This is a genomic window from Paraburkholderia sp. RL17-368-BIF-A (genome assembly GCF_046054045.1).
Lineage (GTDB): Bacteria > Pseudomonadota > Gammaproteobacteria > Burkholderiales > Burkholderiaceae > Paraburkholderia > Paraburkholderia graminis.
Genome location: NZ_JARESN010000006.1, coordinates 222460 through 245054, shown reverse-complemented (window position 1 = coordinate 245054; position 22595 = coordinate 222460). Strand labels below are relative to the sequence as shown.

Sequence of the window (22595 nt, the reverse complement as noted above, 5' to 3'; positions counted from 1 at the left end):
CAACATTGGTCTCGACGGCGCCGGCGTGCGTGCTACGCCTCGCGCAGCGCAGGCTGCATTTCCGTGACCTTCGGCGCCCATTCGGGGCGATAAAGAATCGCCGTGGCGAGCGCTCCAATCGCGAGGAAGACGAGGATCACCATCATCGGCAGGTCATAGCTTCCGCTCACATGCAGCAGCCATCCGGACAGGCTCGCCGTCACGCCGCCCGCGAGACTCGTCGCGACCTGCTGTACGCCCGTGACGAGTCCGATCGCCTGCTTCGGAATGAGGGAGAGCCGCGACAGCACCAGGTTGTTCGCCGTCACGAGGCCAAGCAGCGAGAGCGACAGCACATTCCAGAAGAGCGCCATGTCGAGCGTCTGCGCATACGCGCCGAGCAGCACCGTGCATCCGCCGACAAAGCCGGTGATGGTGAACACCTTGCGCACGAGAATCGCGTTGTGCCCTCTTGCGATGATCCGGTCCGCCGCCCATCCCGCGAGCGCCGCGACGATCGCGATGCCGGCAAAGCTGAAGAAAGTGAAAAGCCCCGACTTGGACAGCGACAGGTGACGCTGCTCGACCAGATACGCGGGCATCCACGTCATGCAGTAAAACGTGAAATAGCCGTAGCAGAAGTTGGTGATCAAACCGCCCCACACCACCGGGCTCGACACGATGCTGCCGAGACTCACCATGCGCGCGCGCCGGTTCGCCGCCGCGAGTTGCGCCTTGTCCGGCAGATCGTTGCGCGCGAGCAGCAGCCAGGGCGCGAGCCAGATAAGCCCGACGAGGCCCGTGGCGACGAACATCACCTGCCACGAATAGTGGACGATGAACCATGCGCCGACCGGCGCGCCCAATGCCGGGCCGAACTTGTTGCCCATCGCCAGCAGCCCGACCGCGAGACCGTTCTGGCTCTCGTCGAAGTTGTTGCGAATCCAGCGGTAGCTCGCCGGAATCACAATCGCCTCGGCCATCCCGATGACAAGGCGCATCACGACGAGGCTCGCGAGCGCCGTGACCGCGCCCATCATCGCGGTGGCGACGCACCACAACGCGAAGCTGATCGCATACGGCCACTTCACGCCGTAGCGGTCGGCGACCCAGCCCATCGGAATCTGGAACGCACCGTACGACCAGAAGAACGCCGCGTTGATCCAGCCGCGATCCACATTGGTGAGCGCGAAGTGCCGGATGAAGTTCGCGTCGGCGAGCGTCGACGAAATGCTGGTGCGGTCGACGAACGAAATCAACACGCCGAGCGCAAGGAGTGCGAGCACGGCCCACCGGCTCACGCCTGCCTGTCGTTCAGATCTGCTTGTCTCCATCTTCTGTTTTCTCGTTGGTTTGTGTGAGGCTTGCTCAGGCCAAGGCGGGATACAGCCGCCGTGCGGTGTCGCCGAAGATCCACGCGCGATCCGCTTCGCTCAGGCAGGCGAGGCCGGCTTGCGCGGTCGCGAGAATGTCGGCGAGCGTGCCCGGCGAGGTCGGATAGTTCGAACCCCACGCGAGCCGCTGCGCGCCGAATGCGTCGACGACACGCGGGAAAAAAGTTTCGGCGCTCGCCTGGTCCTTTTTCACATCGCCGAAAATGCGCGGCGTGAGCTTCAGGTAGATGTTCGGCAGCTCCGCCAGATCGAAGAGGCTCTGCGCTTTTGCATACGGCGCACCGTCGGCGACTTCGGGACGCGCCAGATGGTCGAGCACGATCCGCACGTTCGGAAAGCGCCGCGCGAGCGCCGTGACTTGCGGCAAACCGATCGGCCCGGTCTGGATGCACATCGGCAGCCCGAGTTCGCCGCACAGTTCCCACGCGGGAAACGAGCGCGGGTCGTCGAGTTCGCTTGGATCGAAGTCCTTCGTGCTGCCGCCCGTGAAGAGGCGCAGGCCCGCGAGGCCGCGCTCTGCCCAGCCGCGAATGACTTGCGGCGCATCGGCCTGCAATACGTCCACGGAACCGACGGCCACGAGACGCTCCGCGTATTTCGCGCAGCCGTCCACCACGTAGCTGTTGTCGAAGCCATACGTCGTCGACGAATGGACCACAGCGGCTCTCGCGACGCCGGCTTCGTCCATTGCCGCGATCAGCGTCTCGACCGTCGTGGGCCGTTCTTTCGACCAGTCCGAGCGCTTGCCGAACAACGGCGCCGGCGGGTAGCGGCTTTCGTCGTCGGAAATGATGTGCGGGTGAATATCAACGATTGAAAATGTCATGAGTGTCTCTGTGCTTTTCTGTGTGCCTGTCTATGTGCATGCTTATGTGCGTGCTCAGGTGCGTGCTCAGGTGCGTGCTCAGGTGCGTGCTCAGGTGCGCGATGTGTTGAGTTGCAGCGGCTCGCGCCGGCATCACTTGCCGCGAGCCTTCAGGCGCGCGTCGAGACGCGGATAGACGCGCCGCGCATTGCCTTCGAAGATCTTGTAGCGGTCTTCGTCCGAGAGCGCCGGGCAGGCGTCGATATAGCGCTTCGTGTCGTCGAAGTACTGGCCGGTGGACGGGTCCTTGCCGCGCACCGCGCCAATCATTTCGGAGCCGAACAGCACGTTGTCGGCCGGCACGACCTTGGTCAGCAGTTCGACGCCCGGCTGGTGATACACGCACGAATCGAAGAAGATATTCTCAAGCAGCCCTTCCAGCGGACGCTCGCGCATTTCCAGCGACATGCCGCGATAACGTCCCCAGTGGTAGGGCACCGCGCCGCCGCCGTGCGGAATCACGAGGCGCAGCGTCGGGAAGTCCTTGAACAGATCCGACTGAAGCAGTTGCATGAAGACGGACGTATCCGCGTTCAGGTAATGCGCGCCCGTGCCGTGAAAACACGGATTGCACGACGCGGCGACGTGGATCATCGCGGGCACGTCGAGATCGACCAGCGCTTCATAGAGCGGATACCATTCGCGGTCGCTCATTGGTTTGCCGGTCCAGTAGCCGCCGCTCGGATCGGGATTCAGATTGCAGCCAACAAAGCCCAGTTGCTCGACGCAGCGGCGCAACTCGGGAACCGAGTTGGCCGGCGCCGCGCCCGGCGACTGCGGCAACTGGCACACCGGCGCGAAATTGTCGGGGTACAGTTCCGTCACGCGATACACGAGGTCGTTCGACACTTCGGCCCATTCGAGGCTCGTCCGCTCGTTGCCAAGGTGGTGGCTCATCAGACCGGCAATCGGCGAGAACAGCGTGAGGTCGCTGCCGCGCTCGCGCTGCAGTTTCAGTTGCCCGTTGCCGATGGCCTCGCGAATCTGGTCGTCGGTGACATAGGCGTCGGCGCGCGACGGCGCGTTAGCGGGATCGTTCGCGAATTCGACCTGCTTTGCGCGCCAGTTGCGAAATGATGCGGGTACGGTCGTGAAGTGACCGTGGCAATCGATAATCATGTTTTCTCTCTAACTTGCGTGCGCTCAGCGAGCGAGCGGATCGACGAACAGCTCGTCGATGGACATGCGCCGCGGCGTCAGGCCCTGCCTGAACGCCGTCGCTTCGAGCGCCTGAATCGTCTTGAGGTTTTCGGCGAGACCGTAAGGCAGCGGGTCATGTCCGACGATCTTGCGAAACTCGATGTATTTCCTGTCGCTCGCGCTCGTGGCTTCGCCGGCATCGAGCCGCGCGAGCCATTCCTGCTTCGCCTGCGCGAAGGCATCGAACAGCGAGTGCGCGATCCACGGGTGCTCGGCCAGCACCGAATCCTTGACGACGATCGTGCCGTGCATCGGATAGACGCCGGTGCGCGCGTAGTACTCCGTTTCGAGCTCGGCCGCGTTCGGCAGCAGGTCGGGATAGTCGGCCTCGACTTCCTGCCAGCCGCCCGTCGGCGCGCCGGTGCGGCCGATGCCCGCGGCAGCCGCAAAGCCCGCCGCCAGTTCGCCCTTCTCCATCATTTCGGATAGCGAACTGTTGGCCGGCGCGTGAACCACATTCGGCGGCAGCTTCAGTTGCGTCACGTGCTCTTCGTCGTCGACAACCCACGTCACCTTCGACGAATCGAGCCCGAATTCGTCCATCAGCACCTGACGCGTCCACACGCCGGTCGTCACCGAATAGGCGCGCACGCCGACCTTCTTGCCTTCGAGGTCCTTAGGCGTCTTGATGCCTGCGTCCGGGCGCACGAGCAGCCCGCCGTGGTGAAAGCGCCGCACGACGAATACCGGCAGCGCGACAAAAGGCGCGCCATAAGCGCGGGCGATGATGTAAGTGGTCGGCGCAAGTTCGCAGACATCGAACTCGACATCGCGGACCATCCGGCGAAACGCGCCGATCTGCGGCTTGACCGTGATGAATTCCGCGTCCACGCCTTCAATGGGAATGGAACCGTTACGGATAGCCGAGGTGTGCGGGTGCTCAGCAATTGCAATCTTGAGCGGGACTTTCCTTGTCAACTTCCTCTCCTTGGGAGTATTCGCCGCCGGCACCGGCGGAACACACCGGCGCCGGGCGCATCGTTTCGACGGACCCAGCATATTTGAGGAAGAGGCTCGCGTCCCTACACAAAAGTCACTTTCAATGGCACTTTTTTTGTCAGCGCGCGAGCGTCGATCGGCATTTGAAAAGTGCCGGTGAATCTGGATTTTGTGCAGGGACGTACGCGCGGCGATCCCCTATTCTGCGTTCTCGCTTTTCGCGGCACACCAAAAGAAACAGTCCCGGAGACAGAATGAAGAAGCTGGCCTATTCGCTATTGGCCGTTGCATCGGCATGTGCATTTAACGGCGCTTATGCGCAGTCGTCGGTGACGCTTTATGGCGTTGTCGATAACGGCATCGAATATCAGAACGGCGGTGCGGGAGGCGCGGTACGCGCGGTATCGAGCGGACTCTTCGCGACCGTGTATGGGCTGATGGGTCACGAAGACATTGGCGGCGGCGTGCACGTCAACTTTCAGCTCGAGCAGGGCTTTTCAGGCGTGACCGGTGCGGCGACCGACCCGACCGCGTCGTTCAACCGGCTTGCGTGGATCGGCGTATCGGGGCGTTTCGGCGAATTGCGCTTTGGGCGGCAGAAGAAGCCCGAATATCTGTTCCTGAACGGCGAAGTAGACCCCACCGCGGTCAAAAGCTTCGCATCGCCGATCAACAACTTTACCGACGCGTCCGTGCGCGCGAGCAACGCAATCGCGTACTTTCTGCCGGACTTCCGCGGGCTGACGGTCCAGGGCATGGTCTCGCTGCGCGATCAGACAACGAGCCCGTCCAACGGGCTGCGTTTCTATAACGTGGTCGCGCGCTATGTGCACGGGCCGATTCATGTGGGGGCCGGCTATGAGTCGTCGGCGAATGCGACGGGAACGTCCGTGCAAAAAATCTTCCGCGCGGCCGCGTCTTATCGGCTCGGCGCCGCGCGCTTCTATCTGGCGTATCAAACGGAGCGTCAGAGCGATCACAGCGAGAAGCGCGACATCTACGAAGCTTCGGGTACCTATCTATTCAATCCGTTCAACCGCTTTTCAGTGATGTACAGTTATGCGCACGACCGCACGGGCCAGGGCAACAACGCGCAGCAGGTCGGTCTGATCTACGAATACTATCTGTCGAAGTCGACGATCCTGTACACCGCTGCGGGGCTGATCCAGAACCGCCATCAGGCGCAATACACGCTCGACGGCACGCAGTATTCGGGCATCGCGGTAGAGCCCGGTGCTTATGCGCGCGGTGTTATCGTCGGAATGACGCATAAGTTCTGACGGCGGCGAACAGCTTGCCGATCTGCATGATGAACCGCGTGGCCAGTAACCGGCTTATAGCGGCGAGATTCCACTGACGCCCGTCTTGCAGCCGACCTCGGCCGAACATTCGCCTGAGAGAAAACGCGCATCGGGCGCGTCGGACAACGAATCGTGGCCGTCCGTCGTCAAGTGGCTGCGTCGCCAACTGGCGGGCGGCAAGCCGAATTCACGCTTGAATGCACGATTGAACGCCGCCTCCGACTCATAGCCCACCCTCTCCGCAATAGCCGTAAGTGACTGCGCTCCGTCACGTAACGCCTGTGCCGCGATTTGCAGACGCCAGCGCGCCAGATATTGCATCGGTGGCTGGCCGAGCAATTGAGTAAAGCGCTGTGCCAGCGCCGAACGCGAGAGGCCCGCTTTGCGGGCAAGTTCATCGACTGTCCAACCATGCGCCGGTTGCGCGTGCATTAACGCGAGCGATCGTCCCACGAAGCGATCGCTGACGCCGGCCAGCCATCCTTTGCGGTCCGCAGGCAGCGAATCGACACAACGCCGTACCGCCTCCACGAAAAGCAGTTCGGACAAACGTCCGAGTACGATCGCACTGCCTACGCGCAATTCGGCTGCTTCGAGAGCCGCGAGTTTCAACGACGACTCCAGCCACGCGGATCTCGCGTCGTTGCGCATGTCGATCTTGAACATACGAGGCAATGCCGATAGCACCGGATTGGTCAGCGTATCGTCGCAGGCGAGGAAGCCGCAAATGAGCCGCGTTTTCGCGCCGCCCCCGCCGTAGCTCAACCTGATCACGTCGCCCGGCGCGGTTTCCAGATACTGCGACAGCATCTGGTGAGAGGGCGCCGGTTCGAGATCGACCGAACTGCCCATTAGATGCGCTTCGCCCTGCGGCACGACGAGAAGTTCTCCGGCATCGACGCAGATAGCGGAAGACGGGTCGTCGACGAGCCGTGCGCGACAGCTTCCTTCTGTGATGAGGTGATAGGAGACGATGCGCTCCGCGCGCGGCAAAAACGATACGCACAACTCCCGCGTCGCCTCGCCGAAAACACACCACGGTGCAGTGAAGTCGGCGCTTAGATACACCGCTCCGCTCAGATGCACGAGGCGAAGTACGTCGGAAAGAGCATCCATGACGTCGTCCATCAGTTTCGGCGTCCTGCGCAAAATATCTGGACGACCGGTCATTCACCGATATGGCTTGCGTCCCGATACTAGCACTCACGCGAATCCGCAACAACGAACGGTAGAGCGCCGCCTTCCACCATCAGGAGAACGACATGAGTAACGCAGAGACTTATCGCGGTCAATGCTTTTGCGGCACCGTGCAATTCACGGTAAGCGGGGAGCCTGCGGGTATGGGCTATTGCCATTGTGAGTCGTGCCGAAGCTGGTCGGGAGCGCCCGTCAATGCGTTCACGCTGTGGAAGCCCGAGGCGCTGCACGTTACTCGCGGCGCCGATGATATTGGCACTTACAACAAGACAGCCCATAGCTACCGCAAGTGGTGCAAGTCATGCGGCGGCCATCTGTTTACCGAACATCCCGGGCTCGAACTGATCGACGTCTACGCCGCAGTCATCGCCGACTTCCCCTATGAACCCGGTGTGCACGTTCATTACCCGGAGTCGCGCCTTCGAATGAAAGACGGTCTGCCCAAGCAGAAAGATCTGCCGGGGGAAATGGGCGGCTCGGGCATCAGCGTTGCCGAATAGCCATTGCATCTCGCGGTTCTGGTTTGATTCGCCCGATCGTCGCGCGGGCTTTTTCACAGTGCAAGTTCGCGGCGTCATCTGAATGGCAGCAACTCTGAGTATTGACTCATCGCTGCCCCGGTTCTCAGGAGTCGTTTATGTCCGCAGTCGATTCTTCTTTTTTACCCGTCGCAGATTTCGCTGCCGTCAAGATCCGTCAACAGGCCGCGTGGTCGACCGGCAATTATGCTGTGGTCGGCACGACGCTGCAGATCGTCGGAGAAGCTCTATGCGAAGCGCTTGACCTGCGCGCCGGCTCGCGCGTGCTCGACGTTGCAGCAGGCAACGGCAATGCAACGTTGGCTGCCGCGCGCCGCTGGTGCGATGTCACCTCCACGGATTACGTCGCCTCACTGCTGGACGCCGGCCGCGCCCGCGCACAAGCAGAAGGTCTATCCGTCGAGTTTCAGGAAGCGGACGCGGAAGCGCTGCCCTACGCGGACGCCTCGTTCGATATCGTGATGTCGACGTTCGGTGTGATGTTCACTCCGGACCAGGCGAAGGCAGCGGCTGAACTGGCTCGTGTGTGCAAGCCGGGCGGCCGCATCGGCCTCGCGAACTGGACGCCGGATAGCTTCATCGGCCAGGTGTTCAAGACAATTGCCATGCACATTCCGCCACCTGCGGGCGTGGCGTCACCGGCGCTGTGGGGAACGAAGGCGCGGCTGGAAACACTGTTCGAAGGAAAAACCCGGAAGATCGTCGCGAACAGCCGCCACTTCACGTTCCGTTACCGCTCGCCCGAACATTTCGTGGAAGTTTTCCGCACGTTTTATGGGCCGGTGAACAAGGCATTTGGCGCACTCGAGGGCGAACGGCAAGCGGCGCTTCTCGGCGATCTGATGACATTGATAAAAAGCCGCAACCGGTCCGGCGACGCGACGCTCGTGCTGCCGAGCGAATACCTCGAAGTGGTGATTGAACGATCATGAACGGCGTTGGACGCAGCGCCGCCGTCCTGCACGGATTCGCGTCGCGCCTCTGGTCGCTGTTGGATCTTTCCGCTTAGCGCCGCACCATTGCAATCTGCTGCTTTGCCGCGCCTTCGTGCGCGGCAAAGCCAATCCATTTCCTCATGCCACGCATGTCCAAACGCAGCTCACTCCGACCAACCCGACAGCCGTGAGCGAAGTCAGTCCCCTTGCGTCACTCCAGAAGAATCAGTTAAGACGCTTAGGTTCGCCATCGTCCGCATACCAGTCGATGGTTTTGCCGCTCGTATTGATCGTCACCGCGCGCGGCTCGCTGAACTGATCGAACGATTCGACACCCGTCTCGCGCCCCACGCCGCTGTTCTTGAAACCGCCCCACGGCGACGCCGGGTCGAGCCGATGGTGATCGTTGACCCACACCATGCCGAATTCGAGCTTGCTCGCCACGCGATGCGCGCGCGCGACGTCCTGCGTCCACACCGAAGCGGCGAGGCCGAACTGCGTGTCGTTGGCGATGCGGATCGCGTCCGCCTCATCGTCGAACGGCATCACGACGGTGACCGGCCCGAACACCTCGTCCTGACCGATCTCCGAACGCGGATCGACGTCATACAGCACGGTCGGCTCGATAAAAAAGCCCTGCTTGAGGCTGGACGGCACGCCGCCGCCCGTCAGCACCTTCGCGCCCGCTGCCTTCGCACGCTCCAGCATCGCCAGAATGCGCTGACGCGAGCGCTCGGAAATCACCGGCCCGAGTTGCGTCTTCACATCGGCGGGATCGCCCACGCGAATGGCCGCCGCTTTCGCGCGGAAGCGTTCGAGAAACTCCGCATGGATCGACTTGTGCACCAGAATCCGCGCGCCGCACACGCAGGTTTGTCCCGCGCCGATGAAGGCCGCGAACGCCGCGCCGTTCACCGCGCGCTCCATGTCGAAATCGTCGAACAGGATCACGGCGCCCTTGCCGCCGAGTTCGAGCGTCGTCAACGCGAAGCTGCGCGCCGCGGCTTCGCCAATCGAGCGGCCGACTTCAGTGCCGCCCGTGAAAACGACCTTGCGGATCAGCGGATGCCGCGCAAGCGCCGCGCCCGCTTCGCGCCCTTCGCCGTTCACGACGTTCACGACGCCCTTCGGCACGCCGGCTTCATCCAGTAGACGCACGAGGCGCACGGTGGTCAGCGGCGTCTGCTCGGACGCCTTGATGACGACGCTATTGCCGGTCGCGAGCGCAGGCGCAAGACTCTTCGACAGAATCATCAGCGGATGATTGAACGACGTCATCAACGCGACGACGCCGAGCGGCACGCGCTGCGTGTAGCACAGGTACGGCCCTTCGACCGGAATCACGTCGCTGCGGCGCGTCAGCGCAAGCGCCGCGAAATAGCGGTAGAACTGCGGCAGACGCGAAATCTGCGCGCGTGTCTCCGAGATCGGCCGGCCGTTGTTCAACGTTTCGAGCCGATAAAACTGTTCGAGGTCCGCTTCGAACAGATCGGCGAAACGATTCAGCACGCGCGCGCGTTGCTGGATCGGCATGTCGCGCCACGCGCCGCTTTCGAACGCGCGATGGCCCGCGTGCACCGCGCGATCCACATCCTGTTCCGACGCGGCCGCGAGCGCGCCAATCACTTCACCGGTCGCGGGATTGACGATATCGAGCGTGCGGCCGGTGTCGGCGTCCGTCCATGCGCCGTCGATGAAAAGCTGTGCATCGAGATGGGTCTGGTTCACTGTGTCCATAGAGATCGATTCCAGGTGGTTCACTTCAGGGGCGATGCATGCGCATCGGTGCGCAGCGCATCGGGTGTCTGTGGGTCGGCGGGTTGCAGGTCTTCGAGACGCTGGCCGGTCGGCTCGACGCCGAGCCACGCGACGACGACGATCTGAATCGCGAGCAGGCCGATCATCAGTGCGAGTACGCCGACAATGCCGTGCCGCGCGTACAGCGCGATGACGATAAACGGCGTCACGATCGTCGCGCCGCGGCCCAGCGTGTTGCAGACGCCCGATGCGCGCAGCCGGACTTCGGTCGGAAAGAGTTCGGGTATGTAGATGGCGAACAGCAGCGCGACCAGCACGTAGATCGGAATGGTCAGCAACAGGCCGACGAGGGGCAGCAGCAGCGGATTCGAGACGAACGGATAGATCGCGCCGAACACGATCGCCGCGAGCGACGCGCCGATGATGGTCGGCTTGCGGCCCCACGAGTCCGCCGTCAATGCGCCGATTGCGGAGCCGATTGGCGCGCCGAGCGACATGACGAGCGCGAAGCCGAACGACTTCGCGATGCTGAAACCCTGATGCACGAAAAAGGTCGGCAGCCAGGTAACGAAGCCGTACAGCAGCGTATTGATGACGACGAGCGTCACGCAGCCGACGATCATCCGTTGCAGCATCGCGCCGCTGAACAGCGAGCCGAACGACAGCGCAACCGCAGCCTGGCTCGGCGTCTTCGCAACGGCAGGCGGCGGCAGCGGTTGGCCGCCGTGCGCGTGCGCGACTTCGTCTTCGATGCGTCGCAGGATCGCGTCCGCCTCCGCGTGACGGCCGACCGAGTCGAGCCAGCGCGGCGACTCGGGCAGCGACTTGCGCGCATACCAGACGCCCAGCGCGCCGAAGCCGCCGAGAACAAACATCGCGCGCCAGCCGAACGCCGGAATCAGCGCGAGGCCGATGAGCCCCGCGACCGGCAACCCGGACACGACGAACACAGCCATCAGTCCTTGTAGCTTGCCGCGCTTTTGCGGCGGCACGAATTCGGTCAATGTCGAATAGCCGACGACGTTTTCCGCGCCGAGGCCCAAGCCCATCACGAAGCGGCACGCAATCAGCACGCTCATGTTCGGTGCGAGCGCTGCGCCGAGCGAGGCGAGTCCGAATACCGCGAGATTCGCCTGATACGTGAAGCGGCGGCCGAAGCGGTCGCCGAGAAAGCCGGTGCCGAGCGAGCCGAGCATCATGCCGAGAAAAGTCAGCGACACGAAAATCGCGTTCTGGCCGATTGTCGAGAACCCGGTTTTCAGCGTGGCGCCGAGCACCGTCGACGCGACGTAGATGTCGAAGCCGTCGAAGAACATGCCGATGCCGATCAGCCACATGATGCGCCGATGAAATCCCGACATCGGCAAACGGTCGAGCCGCGGGCCTGCGTTAACGTTCATGTCTGTCTGTCTCCTGTCGACGGGAGTTAGTGCTTCAGCTGTCGGCCCGAGTTAGTGCTTCAGCACTTACTCGGGTCCCATGCAAAGCACTTACTCCCGTCCCATGCACCGCTGTCGACCGGACTTGGCGCTTTAGCGCTTAGTCCGGTCCCATGCAAAGCTGTCGACGGGAGTTAGTGCTTTAGCTGTCGGCCCGAGTTAGTGCTTCAGCACTTATTCGGGTCCCATGCAAAGCACTTACTCCCGTCCCATGCAAAGCTGTCGACCGGACTTGGCGCTTTAGCGCTTAGTCCGGTCCCATGCAAAGCTGTCCCAGGCAAGGTGCTTGCCGCTGGCGTCTGCGCAAACACGAGCCGTCCCGCGATAAAGTTCGCGCTCGCCGTCTATGAACTTCGATGAAAGAACCTGCGCTCAGCGCCCCTGCATCAGGCGCAGGCTCGCGACGGTCAGCATGTCGGTCGCGCTGCGGAAGTTCTGTTCGGTCGTGCATTCCTCCGCCGCCAGGAAGAATGCCTTGCACTGGCGCACGCCCGCATCGTCGAGCGCGAGAATGCGATCGGTGAGCGCGTCCGCGTCGCTGCGCAGCATTGCGGGCTCGCAGACCTTCGTGATCAACCCCGCCTGCAACGCGGCCGCGGGCGTCAACGCGTCGCCGAACAGGACCATCGGAAACAGCGCCTTCGGCAAAGCGTAGCGGCCCGCGTACGCCATGATCGCGGCAGGCGGCAAACCCTTGCGCATCTCGGGAAACGCGAGCGTCGCGCGCGACGAGACCAGCGTGAAGTCGCACAGAATCGCCAGTCCGAAGCCGAAGCCGTGTGCATCGCCCTGCACTTCCGCGATCGCAATCATCGACGTGCCACGCACGAGGCGCTTCAGTTCGATCAGCCGCGCGACTTCCGATCGGATCGACACCGCATCGCGCGCGGCGCGCTCGCGTCCCGTGCAGAAAACGTCGCCGCTCGCACGGATGCGCAGCACGCGCGCGGTCGGCTCCGCGGCTTCGCTGCGCAACGTGGCTGTCATCGCGTCGAACATCGGGCCGGAAATCTCGTTACCCGCGTCCGGGCGATTCAGCGTGAAGCTCAGCACGTCGCCCGCTCGCTCGATCAAAACCGGCTGCGGCAATGGACTGCGATCCATGACATCTCCTGTTGTATAATCTGTATACAGCGTATTCACATGATGACGAGGTGTCAATGCCTTCCAGCAAAACAGTGGTCAAGACTGCCGGCGCCGCCGCGCGCAAGCGCGCGAAAGAGCCTCATGCAGGCGCGCATTCGCTAGACAAGATCGCGATCAAATATCACTCGCGCCTGCGCACGGTGCATGCATCGAGCGACTCATTGAGCGAGGGTGTGGTGGTGCCCGCGTTGCGCGAGGCGATCGTCGAGGGCGTGCTCGCGCCGGGCAGCCGCCTTTCGGAAGTGCAGGTCGCGAAGCAGTTGAACGTAAGCCGCACGCCGATGCGCGAGGCGTTCGCGCAACTGGAACGCGAGGGACTGGTGACGGTCCTGCCGCGCGTCGGCGCGTACGTGCGCGCGGTGACGCTGCGCGATGTCGAGGAGATTTACACGGTGCGCGCGGCGCTCGAATGTCTTGCCGTGCAACTCGCGTCGGAGCGCATCACGGCGCTCGGCACCGCGCAATTCGACGACGTGATCGAAGCAATGCAAGCGAGCGTCGATGCCGACGATCCGGCGAGTTACGTCGATGCGCTAGATCGCTTCTACACACTCGTCATGACGATCGCCGACAACCGCACGCTACAGGACAGTCACGCAGCTTTGATCGGACCTGTGCGGCGCCTGCGACGCATTGCGATGGCGCGCGGCGGCCGCATGCTCGCGTCGTTCAGGCAGGCGGTCAAGATTCGCGATGCCATTGTGAACCGCTCGCCGAACGTGCAGGACCTGATGCGCGAACAGTTGGCCGGCGCGTGCCGCGCGGCGCTCGACGTGTTAAACGACGCAAGTGAATAATCGAGGAAACGAGTCATGATCAATACGCAAACCGCCCGCATTCTTTCCCGCTACAAGAGCTGGGCCGACACGGTGCTTTTCGACGCCACCGGTGCCCTCGCGCCGGAGGAAGTCGTCAAGACGCGGCAGACGTTGTTCAAAACGATGATCGGTACGCTGAATCATAACTATGTGGTCGATCTGATCTGGAAGGCGCATATCGAGCGCAAGGAACACGGCTTCACGACGCGCAGCGTGGTCCTGCACGCCGAGCTGAACGACTTGCGTCGCGCGCAACAGGACGTGAACGCATGGTTCGAACGTTGGGCCGATGCACAAAGCGATGCGTCGCTGGCTGAAGAGCTGACGTTCGCGTTCATCTCGGGCGAGCGTTCGACGATGTCGCGCGGCGCGATGTTCATGCATCTCGTGAACCACGCTTCGTATCATCGCGGGTGGGTCTGCGAAATGTTCTTCGAGGTTCCCGCGAGACCGCCGACTACCGACTTGCCGGTTTTTATCGCGGCCCACCCGGAGTCGAGTTTCTCGCGCGCTTAGCCGCTAGCAGTCGTGTCGACATGGCTAGCGGTATTTATGAAGACCTACACTCTCACAGGTATTGCGGGGCGCTGTGTATCCTTCAGGGAAGTCGGCGGGCGAACCAGGGTTCATCTTGTGCTCGTAGTGGCGCCCCTTGATCATGCCGCGACTGCCCGCTAACGGATATCTGGGAGAGGCAAATGACTGACAGCAGTTGGGACCGAGTCCCAATCGATTCGCAAAGCATCGATGCGCCACTGTCGCGTGCGGCGGTGTTTCTCACCTTGACGGTCGCCGAGGGTCGCGACGCGCTACAGGTCGTCGCCGGCGTCCTGGACGGTCTCGACGATCTGATCAAGACGGTCGGCTTTCGCGATCTCAACGGCCGGCTGTCGTGCATCACGGCCCTGGGGTCGGCGCTGTGGGACCGTTTTCAGACAGGCAAGCGCCCGAAGGAGCTGCGCCCCTTCACGCCGATCGAGGGTCCAACGCACACGGCACCGGCCACGCCCGGCGATCTCTTCTTCCATATCCGGGCCGAGCGCGAGGATCTCTGCTTTGAATTCGAACGCCTGCTGATGGACCAACTGGGCGATAGCGTGACGCTGGCCGACGAGGTTGCGGGCTTTCGCTACTTCGACTCGCGCGACCTGCTTGGCTTCGTCGATGGCACAGCCAACCCGACCGGTCGCGAGATAGGCTCGTCAACGCTGGTCGGCAGTGAGGATCAGGAGTTCGCCGGCGGCAGCTACGTGGTAGTGCAAAAGTATCTGCATCAAATGCAGCCGTGGGCTCGGCTTCCCAGGAATGAGCAGGAACAGATCATCGGCCGGGAGATCGTCAGCAACGTGGAATTGCCCGACGCGGCGAGCGGCCAGAAGTCGCACAAGACCCTCGCCACGATCGTGGACGACGACGGCACCGAGCACGATATCCTGCGCGACAACATGCCCTTCGGCCGCCCCGGCCACGGCGAATATGGGACCTACTTCATCGGCTACTCCAGGCATCTTTGGGTGACGCAAAAGATGCTGGAGCGCATGTTCCTCGGCGATCCGCCGGGCATGCACGACCGCCTGCTCGATTTCTCGACTGCGCACACCGGCGCGGTGTTCTTCGCTCCGGCGCCGCGCACGCTCAGTGCCCTGTTGCAAGCGGTGTAGGTGGAACGCCCCGATCAGAACCCGGCGGCCAGTCCATCGCGCCGGGTGTCGCTCGCGGCGACATAACCGCGTTCGGGATCGTTGCGGTCGAGCTTCCAGATGTACTGGCCGGAGCCGAAATCCATATACGGATCGTCGACCGATTTGATCGTATGGCCGAGCCCCTGGAGCGCGCGCACCGTGTCCACATCGAGCGTCGCTTCGACGTCGACCGAGAAGTCGCGGTTGACCTTCCAGCGCGGGGCGTCGCAGGCGGCCTGCGGTTGCTGGCCGTAGTCGAGCATGCGCACGATCGATTGCAGATGCCCTTGCGGCTGCATATCGCCGCCCATCACGCCGAAGCTCATCACCGCTTCCTGTGTGCCGTCCACCTGCTGCGTGAGGAACGCGGGGATGATCGTATGGAACGGCCGCTTGCCGCCCTCGACCACGTTCGCCGACTTCGGATCCATTGAGAACCCGTAGCCGCGGTTCTGCAGCGAAATGCCCGAGTCCGGCACCACGATGCCCGAGCCGAAGCCCATGTAGTTCGACTGGATGAAGCTGACCATCATGCCGCGCTCGTCCGCCACCGACATGTAGATCGTGCCGCCCGCCTTCGGCATGCCGAAGTCGAATTGCGTGGCACGCTTGCGGTCGATCAGCTTCGCGCGCGACTTCAGATACGCGTCGTCGAGCATCTGTTCCGGCGTGACCTCCATCGAGCGCGGGTCGGCGACGTACTGGTAGACGTCGGCGAACGCGAGCTTCATGGCTTCGATCTGCAGATGCTGCGATTCGATGCCGTCGACCGGCAGCGAGCCCAGGTCGAACTGTTCGAGAATGCCGAGCGCGATCAGCGCGGCAATGCCCTGCCCGTTCGGCGGAATCTCGTGCACCGTGTGGCCGCGATAGTCCTTGCTGATCGGCTCGACCCAGTCGACACGGTAGTTGCGCAAGTCGTCCATCGTGAGCGCGCCGCCGCCCTGGCGCGAGAACGCGGCGATCTGTTCGGCGATCTCGCCTTCGTAGTAAGCGCGCGGCCCCTGCTCCGCCAGCTTGCGCAGCGTCTTCGCGTGGCCGGGAAAGCGCACCAGTTCGCTGACTTCCGGCGCGCGGCCGCGCGGCATGAACGTGTCGGCGAAACCCGGCTGATCCTTGAGCTCGGGCACGGCCGCCGCCCACTTGTACGCAACCACGCTTGCCACCGCGTGACCCCGTTCGGCGATCTCGATCGCCGGCTCCATCAGGTCGGCGAACGGCAGCGTGCCGAACTTCTGATGCAACGCCTCCCAGCCGGCGATGACGCCCGGCACCGTCACGGCATCCCAGCCGCGCTTGGGATGCTTCGCGAGACCGTTTTCCTCGCCGTACTTACGCTTGAAGTAATCGACGTTCCATGCCGCCGGCGAGACGCCGGACGCATTCAGGCCGTGCAGCTTCTTGCCGTCCCAGACGAGTGCGAACGCGTCGCTGCCGAGGCCGTTGGAGACCGGCTCGACGAGCGTGATCGCCGCCGCTGCGGCAATCGCCGCATCGATGGCATTGCCGCCTTTCCACAACATGCGCAAGCCGGCTTGCGCGGCAAGCGGATGAGACGTCGAAACGATGTTGCGCGCGAACACGGGCAAGCGCGGTGTCGGATACGGGTTTTGCCAATTGAAACGTGTCATTGAAAACTCAAACGAAAGTGATGAGAGGGCCAGTCGGCCGATGAAAGCGGTGACGGAATCCGGTCACGACTCGCGCGGATCGAGCGCATCGCGCAGACCGTCGCCAAGCAGGTTGAAACCGAGCACGGCCAGGAAGATCGCGATGCCGGGGAAAATCGACATCCACGGCGCCTGGCTGACAAAGTCCTTCGCGGTGTTGAGCATCGAACCCCACGACGGCGACGGCGGCAACTGGCCGAGCCCGAGGAACGACAGACTCGCTTCGGCGATGATCGCGGTCGCGATCGTCAGGCTGGCCTGCACGATGATCGGCGGCAGCACGTTAGGCAGAATGTACCGCACAATGATCCGTGCGTGGCCGAGGCCGATTGCCCGCGCGCCTTCCACGTAGTCCTCCGCCTTCACGGTGATCGCCTGGCCGCGCGTCAGCCGGACGAAGCGCGGCATCGCGGAGATGCCGATCGCGGCCATCGCGTTGGTCAGGCTCGGTCCAAGGAACGCGGCGAGCGCGATGGCGAGGATCAGGAACGGAATCGACAGCAACGCATCGGCGATTCGCGAGATCACGCCGTCGACGAGCTTGCCGAAATAGCCGGCCAGCAAGCCGAGCGGCACGCCGATCGCGACCGCGATGCAGACCGACACGACGCCCGCCAGCAACGACGCACGCGCGCCCCACAGCAGACGGCTCAGCACGTCGCGGCCGAGTTCGTCGGTGCCGAACCAGTGCACGGCCGAAGGCGCCTGGCGCACGGTCATGAAGCTGGCCTGCACCGGGTCGTAACGTGACAGCCAGGGCGCGAAGACCGCCATGAAGACGATCAGCAGCACGAGCGCCGCGCCGAACACGGCAGCGCGATTGCGCATGAATTTCACCAGTCCGCGGCGCTCGCGGCGCGGCAGTACGGTCGTCTGCGACGCAGCGGCCGAGGCACGAACGGGGGCGGCGGGAGTAGCCATCAGCTGCGTCTCAGTCGGGGATTGAGGAGGACGTACAACACGTCGGCGCACAGGTTCACGACGATGAAGCACAGCGCGGTGACGAGCACCACGCCCTGCACGACCGCATAGTCGCGATTGAACACGGCGTCCACGATGAGCTTGCCGAAACCTGGGATCGTGAAAACCTGTTCGGTCAGCACCGCACCCGCGAGCAGTTCGCCGAACAGCAGCGCGAGCACGGTGACGATCGGAACCAGCGCGTTGCGAAAGGCGTGCTTGACGACGACGGTGCCGCGCAGCAGCCCTTTGGCACGCGCGGTCCGGATATAGTCGGTGCGCAGTACGCTCAGCATCGCGCTGCGCGTGTGACGCATCAATTGCGCGCCGAGCGAAGCGCCGAGCACGAACGCGGGCATCAGCATGGTCTTGATGCTGAGCCAGAAGTCTTCGGTCGGCGACACATAGCCGGACGACGGCAACAGATGCCAGCGCACCGACACGATGAAGATCAGCATGATCCCGAGCCAGAAGTTCGGGATCGACATGCCGGACAGCGCGAACACGTTCGCTCCGTAATCGAGCGCGCCGCCGCGGCTTGCTGCGGAGATGACGCCCGCCGGAATACCGATACCGATGGCGAAGATCATCGCCATCGCCGCGAGTTGCAGTGTGACCGGCAGCTTCTGCGCGATCAGCGACGTCACCGGCACGTCGGTGCGCAGCGACGCGCCGAGATCGCCACGCACGACGTCACGGACCCATAGCGCGTACTGCGTCGGCACCGGCTCGTCGAGGTGGTACTTGACGCGCAGCGACGCGATCAACTGCGGGTCCTGGTCTTCCCCGGCCATCGCCGTCACGGGGTCGCCCGGCAGCAGCTTCTGCAGGCCGAAGATCAGCATCGACACCAGAATCAGCGTCGGAATGGCGACCAGCACGCGATTTGCAATGATCCGCAGCATGACCGCTCAGCCCTTGATACTGACGCCGCGCAGGCGGACCAGGCCGTCGGGATACGGCGTGAAGCCTTGCACTTTCTTCGACAGCTCGAACGGCCACGGCTGGTTATAGACATAGACGATCGGATCGTCGTCGGCGAGCAGCTTCGACGCCGCTTCGTAGTCGGTTTTGCGTTCCGCGGTGGTCAGCTTCACGCGCGCGGCGTCGAGCAGGCGGTCGACTTCGGGGTTGCAGTAATGCGCGTAATTGAGGTTGCCGGAACAGGTGTTGAACTGATGCAGATTGCCGTCCGGATCGACGCGGCCCGACCAGCCGAGGTACATCGCCTCGAAGTCGCCGCTGTGGGCAGCGTTGAGTTCGGTCGCGTAGTCGGTCGGCCGCAGCTTGAGATTGAAGCCGGCTTCGCTGACCATCGCCTGCATCATCTGCACGATCTGGCTCGACACCGTGTTGTTCGGATAAGTGAACTCGATGTCGACATGCTCGTGGCCCGCCGCCTTCAGCAACGCCTTCGCCTTCGCGATGTCGCGATGCGACATCGGCAGCGACGCGTTGTAGTACGGGCTCGACTTCGGCACCGCCTGATTGGCCGGCGCGAAGATGCCCGCGCCGATCACCTGGTTGATCGCGTCGCGGTCGATCGCGAGCTCGAATGCCTGCCGCACGCGCTTGTCTTTCAGCACCGCGTTGCTGCGCTTGCCGTTGCCGATATTGAACGTCACGTAGTAATAGCCGAAGCCGCTGACCGGCGCGAACCTGAAGTTGGTGTCGCTCTTCGCCGACGCGACATCGGACGGCGCGAGGCGCTCCAGCATGTCGAGCGAACCCGAGCGCAGATTGGCGAGGCGCACGGTGCTGTCCGGAATCGGCAGGAACACGACGCGCTGGATCGGGTATTTGTCGGCGTCCCAGTAGCCGGCGAATTTCTCGAGCACGACGCGATCGTTCTGCACCCGCTGAACGAACTTGTACGGCCCCGAACACACCGGATGCGCGGCGACGCCGGCCGGATCGGCGAGCGTCTTCGGCGCGAGCATCATGCCGGCGCGGTCGGTCAGCGTCGCGAGCAGCGCGGCGTCGGGCTGCTTCAGCACGATGGCAACCGTGTAGTCGTCGATGACGTCGACGTGATCGACCGACGCCAGTTCGCTCTTGCGGTTGCTCGTCTGCAGCGTGCGGTCGCGGTCGAGGTTCGCCTTGACGGCGGCCGCGTTGAACGGCTCGTCGTTCTGGAACTTCACGCCTTTACGCAGCTTGAATGTCAGCGTCTTGCCGTCGGCGCTCGTCGTCCACGAGGTTGCCAGCATCGGTACGATCTTCTGGTCGGGCGTGATATCGACGAGCGCGTTGCACAGCGACGCAAACACGATCCGGTCGACGAGCTGCACGCTGCGTGCGGGGTCGAGCGAACCGATGTCGTCCTGCAAGCCGATCCGTATTGTCTGACCGGTCTGGGCCATCGCGGCAGTGGCGCCAAGTGCGAGCGCCGCGGCAATCAACATTCTTCGCATGAGCATTTTTCCCTTTGTATTCCGATTCATCAAACGGTGTGGTGAAGAACCTGGCGGCGCGGCGCGCGTCCCGCTTGTTCGCTCGAATTTCATCGCGGCCACCGGCTCAGTCGCCCGCGGAAGCTAGCGCCGTCTGGCGCTCACGGTAGATCGCGAGCCGCTCGATCAATTTCGGACTGACGCTCGTGGCCAGCGGTGCGCCGCTGCCGGCGTTCTGGATCTCGCGCCAGAAGTGGCATGCGACCTGCCGTCCGTCATCGAGTCGTTCGCTGACTGGCCGCACTTCAGCGCAATGCGGCTTCGCATGCGGACAGCGCGTATGGAAACGGCAACCCGAAGGCGGCGCGGTCGGACTCGGCAGATCGCCGGATAACGCGGGCTTCGCACGCCGCTCGTGCGGGCTGCTCGCCGGAATCGCGCGCAGCAGTGCTTGCGTGTACGGATGCAGCGGCGCGTCGAACAGTGCATCGACATCGGCCAGCTCGACGATCTCGCCGAGATACATCACGGCGACGCGGTCGCTCATATGGCGGATCACCGCAAGGTCGTGCGCAACCATGATCAGCGTGAGGCCGAGGTCCTGCTTGAGCGTCTCCAGAAGATTGATCACCTGCGCTTGCACCGAGACGTCGAGCGCCGACACCGGCTCGTCGCCGACGATCAGCTTCGGCTCACCGGCCAATGCGCGCGCGATGCCGATCCGTTGCCGCTGACCGCCGGAGAATTCGTGCGGGTAACGGTTCGCGTAGGCCGGTTGCAGGCCGACCGTGCGCAGCAGTTGGGCGACGCGCTCGCGGTGCCCGGCGCTGTCGTGCGCGAGCCCGTGCAGCGCGATCGGCTCGCCGACGATCTTGCCGATCGTCATGCCCGGATTCAGCGACGCGAACGGGTCCTGAAAGATGATCTGCATTTCGCGGCGCAACCGCCGCAGGGGCGCGCCTTGCTCATGCGTGATGTCCTTGCCTTGATAGAAGACGCGGCCGTCCGTCGAATCGATCAGACGAAGCAGCAGGCGGCCGAGCGTGGACTTGCCGCAGCCCGATTCGCCGACGATCGCGAAGGTCTCGCCCGCCTGGACCGCGAACGACACCTCGTTGACTGCATAGACCGTTGGCGTGCGCATGAAGAGCTGCCGCGTACCGCCAAAATGCTTCGTCAGCGAGCGCGCCTCGATGATTGGCGCCGGCGAATGGGAAGCCGGCTGCGAGGCCGGCTGTGCGTGCGGCGTCGGTGCGTGCGGGGTCGGTTCAGTGGACGTCGTCATGCCATTTCCTCACGCAAGAGCGGCGCGGCGACCTGTTCGACCGGAGCCAGCCAGCACGCAACGCGATGCACGCCGGCGATCACCTTGTCAGGCGGCGCGGCGTCAATGCAGCGTTGTTCGGCGAACGGGCAGCGCGGCGCGAAGCGGCAGCCGCTTGGCATCAACTCGGGCGACGGCACCGAACCGCGGATCGTCGCGAGCGCGCCTTCGCGCTTGCCGACCGACGGAATCGCACCCATCAGGCCGATCGTGTACGGATGTTGCGGGTCGTCGAACAGATCGGCGACGGTGCCGTATTCGACGATGCGTCCCGCGTACATCACCGCCACGTGGTCGGCGACTTCCGCGACGACGCCGAGGTCGTGCGTGATCAACACCATCGCGGTGCCGGTCTCCGCTTGCAGGTTCTTCACGAGCGCCAGCACCTGCGCCTGGATGGTCACGTCGAGCGCGGTTGTCGGCTCGTCGGCGATCAACAGGCGCGGGCGATTGGCGAGCGCCATCGCGATCATCACGCGTTGGCGCATGCCGCCGGAAAGCTGATGCGGGTACGCATCGAGCCGGGTTTCCGGCGCCGGAATCCGCACCAGCCGCAGCATCTCGAGCGCCTCTTCGCGCGCTTGCCGGCGCTCCACATTGCGATGCCGGCGGATACTTTCGCCGATCTGCTCGCCGACCGTGAACGCCGGATTCAGCGACGTCATCGGCTCCTGAAAGATCATCGACAGCCGGTTGCCGCGAATATCGGCCAGTTCGCGCTCGGACAGCGCGAACAGGTCCTTGCCTTCGAAGTGCGCGGTGCCGGCGACGCGTTGCGCAGGCGGACTCGCGAGGAGCCCCATCAGTGCGAGCGATGTCACGCTTTTGCCGCAGCCCGATTCGCCGACGAGGCATAGCGTCTCGCCAGTGCCGACCGAGAACGACACGTCGTCGACGAGGTTGGGCGCGTCGGCGTCGCGCGAAAACTTCAACGAAAAGCCGCGAACCTCGAGAACCGGTCGGCGGGCGTCATCGGTCACGCTGGGAAACTCCATATCGTGCTGCTAGTCCTGTTCAAGGCTGTCTCGCGGCGATTATGTGGTGCGCTTTATGACA

At 63.6% G+C, this 22595-nt stretch carries 20 protein-coding genes; 6 read left to right on the top strand and 14 right to left on the bottom strand.

Annotated elements, in window-relative coordinates; translation table 11 throughout:
• Positions 1–32: 32 nt before the first annotated feature.
• The 4 genes from P0D87_RS13235 to P0D87_RS13220 form a co-directional block, all read right to left on the bottom strand.
• The gene (locus tag P0D87_RS13235; protein ID WP_006050432.1) at positions 33–1313 is read right to left on the bottom strand and encodes an MFS transporter; all 1281 of its coding nucleotides are present in this window, start codon (positions 1311–1313) and stop codon (positions 33–35) included.
• A 34-nt stretch (positions 1314–1347) separates the two neighbouring features.
• Entirely contained in the window at positions 1348–2199 is an 852-nt protein-coding gene (locus P0D87_RS13230) for an amidohydrolase family protein (protein ID WP_053860504.1), read from the bottom strand.
• Between the two features lie 132 nt (positions 2200–2331).
• Positions 2332–3357: an amidohydrolase family protein gene (locus P0D87_RS13225; RefSeq protein WP_053860503.1), complete on the bottom strand. Its 1026-nt coding sequence runs from the start codon at positions 3355–3357 to the stop codon at positions 2332–2334.
• 24 nt (positions 3358–3381) lie between these two features.
• The gene (locus tag P0D87_RS13220) at positions 3382–4356 is read right to left on the bottom strand and encodes an ABC transporter substrate-binding protein (RefSeq protein ID WP_053860502.1); all 975 of its coding nucleotides are present in this window, start codon (positions 4354–4356) and stop codon (positions 3382–3384) included.
• A 275-nt stretch (positions 4357–4631) separates the two neighbouring features.
• Between P0D87_RS13220 and P0D87_RS13215 the strand changes: the two genes are divergently transcribed.
• Positions 4632–5657, top strand: a complete 1026-nt coding sequence (locus P0D87_RS13215; RefSeq protein WP_053860501.1) for a porin — start codon at positions 4632–4634, stop codon at positions 5655–5657.
• A gap of 54 nt (positions 5658–5711) precedes the next feature.
• On the opposite strand, the gene P0D87_RS13210 is transcribed toward P0D87_RS13215, so the two are convergent.
• On the bottom strand, positions 5712–6794 hold the full coding sequence (locus P0D87_RS13210) for an AraC family transcriptional regulator (RefSeq protein ID WP_053860886.1): 1083 nt from the start codon (positions 6792–6794) through the stop codon (positions 5712–5714).
• Positions 6795–6940: 146 nt separating this feature from the next.
• Here P0D87_RS13210 and P0D87_RS13205 point away from each other — a divergent pair, with 146 nt between their 5' ends.
• On the top strand, positions 6941–7375 hold the full coding sequence (locus tag P0D87_RS13205) for a GFA family protein (protein WP_006050438.1): 435 nt from the start codon (positions 6941–6943) through the stop codon (positions 7373–7375).
• Between the two features lie 137 nt (positions 7376–7512).
• Entirely contained in the window at positions 7513–8346 is an 834-nt protein-coding gene (locus tag P0D87_RS13200; RefSeq protein WP_006050439.1) for a class I SAM-dependent methyltransferase, read from the top strand.
• 228 nt (positions 8347–8574) lie between these two features.
• Here the strand turns inward: P0D87_RS13200 and P0D87_RS13195 are convergent, their stop codons facing one another.
• From P0D87_RS13195 to P0D87_RS13185, 3 genes are all read right to left on the bottom strand, one after another.
• Complete coding sequence (locus P0D87_RS13195) at positions 8575–10086, bottom strand: aldehyde dehydrogenase (RefSeq protein ID WP_006050440.1); 1512 nt, start codon at positions 10084–10086, stop codon at positions 8575–8577.
• A gap of 20 nt (positions 10087–10106) precedes the next feature.
• Complete coding sequence (locus P0D87_RS13190) at positions 10107–11507, bottom strand: MFS transporter (protein WP_053860500.1); 1401 nt, start codon at positions 11505–11507, stop codon at positions 10107–10109.
• Between the two features lie 411 nt (positions 11508–11918).
• The gene (locus P0D87_RS13185; RefSeq protein WP_053860499.1) at positions 11919–12650 is read right to left on the bottom strand and encodes an enoyl-CoA hydratase/isomerase family protein; all 732 of its coding nucleotides are present in this window, start codon (positions 12648–12650) and stop codon (positions 11919–11921) included.
• A gap of 56 nt (positions 12651–12706) precedes the next feature.
• Here P0D87_RS13185 and P0D87_RS13180 point away from each other — a divergent pair, with 56 nt between their 5' ends.
• From P0D87_RS13180 to P0D87_RS13170, 3 genes are all read left to right on the top strand, one after another.
• Positions 12707–13489, top strand: a complete 783-nt coding sequence (locus P0D87_RS13180; RefSeq protein WP_053860498.1) for a GntR family transcriptional regulator — start codon at positions 12707–12709, stop codon at positions 13487–13489.
• A 15-nt stretch (positions 13490–13504) separates the two neighbouring features.
• Positions 13505–14026 carry a DinB family protein gene (locus P0D87_RS13175; protein ID WP_053860497.1) on the top strand — a complete coding sequence of 174 codons (522 nt, stop codon included), beginning with the start codon at positions 13505–13507 and terminating at the stop codon, positions 14024–14026.
• 182 nt (positions 14027–14208) lie between these two features.
• Positions 14209–15171 carry a Dyp-type peroxidase gene (locus P0D87_RS13170; RefSeq protein ID WP_053860496.1) on the top strand — a complete coding sequence of 321 codons (963 nt, stop codon included), beginning with the start codon at positions 14209–14211 and terminating at the stop codon, positions 15169–15171.
• Positions 15172–15185: 14 nt separating this feature from the next.
• On the opposite strand, the gene ggt is transcribed toward P0D87_RS13170, so the two are convergent.
• The 6 genes from ggt to P0D87_RS13140 all read right to left on the bottom strand — a co-directional run bounded on the left by ggt (position 15186) and on the right by P0D87_RS13140 (position 22534).
• A complete protein-coding gene (gene ggt / locus P0D87_RS13165) occupies positions 15186–16823 on the bottom strand; it encodes a gamma-glutamyltransferase (RefSeq protein ID WP_053860495.1) in 1638 nt (545 codons plus the stop codon).
• 63 nt (positions 16824–16886) lie between these two features.
• Positions 16887–17783: an ABC transporter permease gene (locus P0D87_RS13160; RefSeq protein ID WP_029968861.1), complete on the bottom strand. Its 897-nt coding sequence runs from the start codon at positions 17781–17783 to the stop codon at positions 16887–16889.
• Complete coding sequence (locus tag P0D87_RS13155; protein WP_029968859.1) at positions 17783–18727, bottom strand: ABC transporter permease; 945 nt, start codon at positions 18725–18727, stop codon at positions 17783–17785. Before P0D87_RS13155 ends, P0D87_RS13160 begins: the two co-directional genes overlap by 1 nt.
• 6 nt (positions 18728–18733) lie before the next feature.
• Positions 18734–20236, bottom strand: coding sequence for an ABC transporter substrate-binding protein (locus P0D87_RS13150; RefSeq protein WP_053860885.1), 1503 nt, complete (start codon positions 20234–20236; stop codon positions 18734–18736).
• 106 nt (positions 20237–20342) lie between these two features.
• Positions 20343–21500, bottom strand: a complete 1158-nt coding sequence (locus P0D87_RS13145; protein WP_321175848.1) for an ABC transporter ATP-binding protein — start codon at positions 21498–21500, stop codon at positions 20343–20345.
• Positions 21497–22534: an ABC transporter ATP-binding protein gene (locus P0D87_RS13140; RefSeq protein WP_171800549.1), complete on the bottom strand. Its 1038-nt coding sequence runs from the start codon at positions 22532–22534 to the stop codon at positions 21497–21499. Before P0D87_RS13140 ends, P0D87_RS13145 begins: the two co-directional genes overlap by 4 nt.
• Positions 22535–22595: the final 61 nt, after the last annotated feature.